Source organism: Corynebacterium yonathiae (assembly GCF_027570195.1).
GTDB lineage: Bacteria > Actinomycetota > Actinomycetes > Mycobacteriales > Mycobacteriaceae > Corynebacterium > Corynebacterium yonathiae.
The window spans coordinates 1-2,165 of the sequence record NZ_JAKMUZ010000037.1; the positions used below are offsets into that span (position 1 = coordinate 1).

Annotated in this window: 3 protein-coding genes; all 3 read right to left on the reverse strand. The window is 56.6% G+C overall.

All coding sequences use genetic code 11. The features are described 5' to 3' along the window. Positions 1 to 138: 138 nt before the first annotated feature. Positions 139 to 975 (reverse strand): aminoglycoside O-phosphotransferase APH(6)-Id, encoded by an 837-nt coding sequence (locus tag L8V22_RS11530; protein ID WP_000480968.1) that lies wholly within the window; start codon positions 973 to 975, stop codon positions 139 to 141. Further along, positions 975 to 1,778, reverse strand: a complete 804-nt coding sequence (gene aph(3'')-Ib, locus L8V22_RS11535) for an aminoglycoside O-phosphotransferase APH(3'')-Ib (protein ID WP_001082319.1) — start codon at positions 1,776 to 1,778, stop codon at positions 975 to 977. The genes L8V22_RS11530 and aph(3'')-Ib overlap by 1 nt, the downstream gene beginning before the upstream one ends. Positions 1,779 to 1,843: 65 nt before the next feature. Then, positions 1,844 to 2,165 (reverse strand): recombinase family protein (locus L8V22_RS11540; protein WP_034975116.1); only part of this gene is annotated, 322 nt, incomplete at its 5' end.

The following is a 2,165-nucleotide window of genomic DNA, read 5'->3' on the forward strand; positions in this document are numbered from 1 at the left end:
TGCGGCGATCGTGGCCGGATAGCCGCAAAGATGGGGTCGTTTGCGGGAGAGGGCGAAATCCTACGCTAAGGCTTTGGCCAACGATATTCTCCGGTAAGATTGATGTGTTCCCAGGGGATAGGAGAAGTCGCTTGATATCTAGTATGACGTCTGTCGCACCTGCTTGATCGCGGCCGCGATAGCTAGATCGCGTTGCTCCTCTTCTCCATCCGCGTTCCAAGCTGCGGAAAGGCACCCATAAGCGTACGCCTGGTCGAGCAGGCGACGCGGATCGACGTCCAGCGCACGAGAGAATGCGTCCGCCATCTGTGCAATGCGTCTAGGATCGAGACAAAGGTCGTCTCTGTCAGCCGGATCGTAGAACATATTGGCGGCGCCAAAGCCCACTTCACCGACCAGACCGACGGGATCTATCACCAGCCAGCCGCGACTGGAGAACATGATGTTTTCATGATGCAGATCGCCATGTAGCCCACGCAGTTCCGAGGCATTGCTCATCATTTGATCGGCTATAATCGCCGCGTGGACGTAGTCAGTTTGACAACCTGCGTTTTGATCATCGCGCGCCCGCTGAAACAAAGCTGCAAAGCGATCCCGGATCGGGAGAAGGGCAGAAGGCAGGGGTTCCTCAGATGCGGCATACAGCTTCGCCATTAGTTCCGCTGCAATTTCGGTCGCCTGGTAGTCGCCGTGCTCGGCAACGATGTGAGAGAGCATTCGCTCCCCGGCATATTCGAGCAACATCAGATTGTTCTCACGACCGAGCAACCGGACTGCTCCCCTCCCATTGCGCCATACCAGATAGTCGGCCCCGCGCAGTTCATCAGCAATGTCTTCTATAGGTTTCAATCCCTTGACGATTGCAGGAGTCCCGTCTGGCAATGAAACTTTCCAAACGAGGCTGGAAAAGGTGTCCGCAATGAGAACAGGTTGCGAAACGTGCCAATGAGCAGGAAAAACAGGCGGCATGAACATCAACCCCAAGTCAGAGGGTCCAATCGCAGATAGAAGGCAAGGCGTTCGCGGTCGGGGGCTTCGATCCCCAATACATTGAATAGGACAGCGAAGGCGCGCTCTGCTTCATCTGGCGCTGCCCAGTTCTCTTCGGCGTTAGCAATCATGAGTGCCAAATCGGCATAGCGATCTGCTGTTCCGAGCCGCCCAAGGTCGATCAGACCCGTGCATTGAAGAGTTTTAGGGTCCACCATGAAGTTCGGCATGCAGGGATCACCATGGCAAACAACCATATCGGTGCGCTCTTGGTCGAGCCGCACCGGTAGCTCTCGTTCGACACGAGCCAAAAGATCGAGCTGCGGCGTACTCTTGTCCTCGTCCGGTAAGAAGTCGGGATTGACGGCATTGCGGGACACCACATCAACGGCGCGTCCGAACATTCGCGACAGCCTGCGCTCAAACGGACATTGATCAACCGATAGGCTGTGAACAGCGCCAAGTTGCTGCCCCATTGACGGCCACGCTTTGAGCAAATCCGCTCCAGACAGATCAGCCGCCGGTACTCCCGGAATTGCCGTTATCACCAAGCATGCACCCTCCTGTTCCTCCTGCCAGTTGATCACCTCGGGGCAAGCCACACCTCGACCTTTGAGCCAAATGAGGCGGTCACGCTCTCCAGCGAGCTCACCGCGGCGGGAAGCAGGTGCGATTTTCGCGAAGGCATGCCCGTCACCACGTCGAAAAACAAAATCACCAGATTCTCCGCCTCTGACAGGCAACCAGTCAGAATGCGATTCACCAAAAAAAATATTAGTTCGATTCAATGGAGGTTCCTTCAGTTTTCTGATGAAGCGCGGAGGTGGCTCAACCTGCGAAAAGAAACGAGTTGCTACGTAAGTCCGAGAACATGCTTTCCATGGTCTCTGAGCTCGCCTTTGGGACCGACATATCGGTAGAGAGTGACGCGCTCGATGCCGAGTTCCTTGCAGAGATCGGAAACTGAAGTATCGCGCTGGGCCATGGCGGCTTGCGCGAGACGCACCTGAGCTTTGGTGAGCGCGAATTTTCGTCCGCCCTTGCGACCGCGCGCTCTCGCGGAGGCGAGACCCGCCATGGTGCGCTCTCGGATCAGATCCCGCTCGAACTCGGCCAAGGTGGCGAAGATTCCGAACACCATGCGACCGGACGCAGTCGTGGTGTCGATCTGAGCG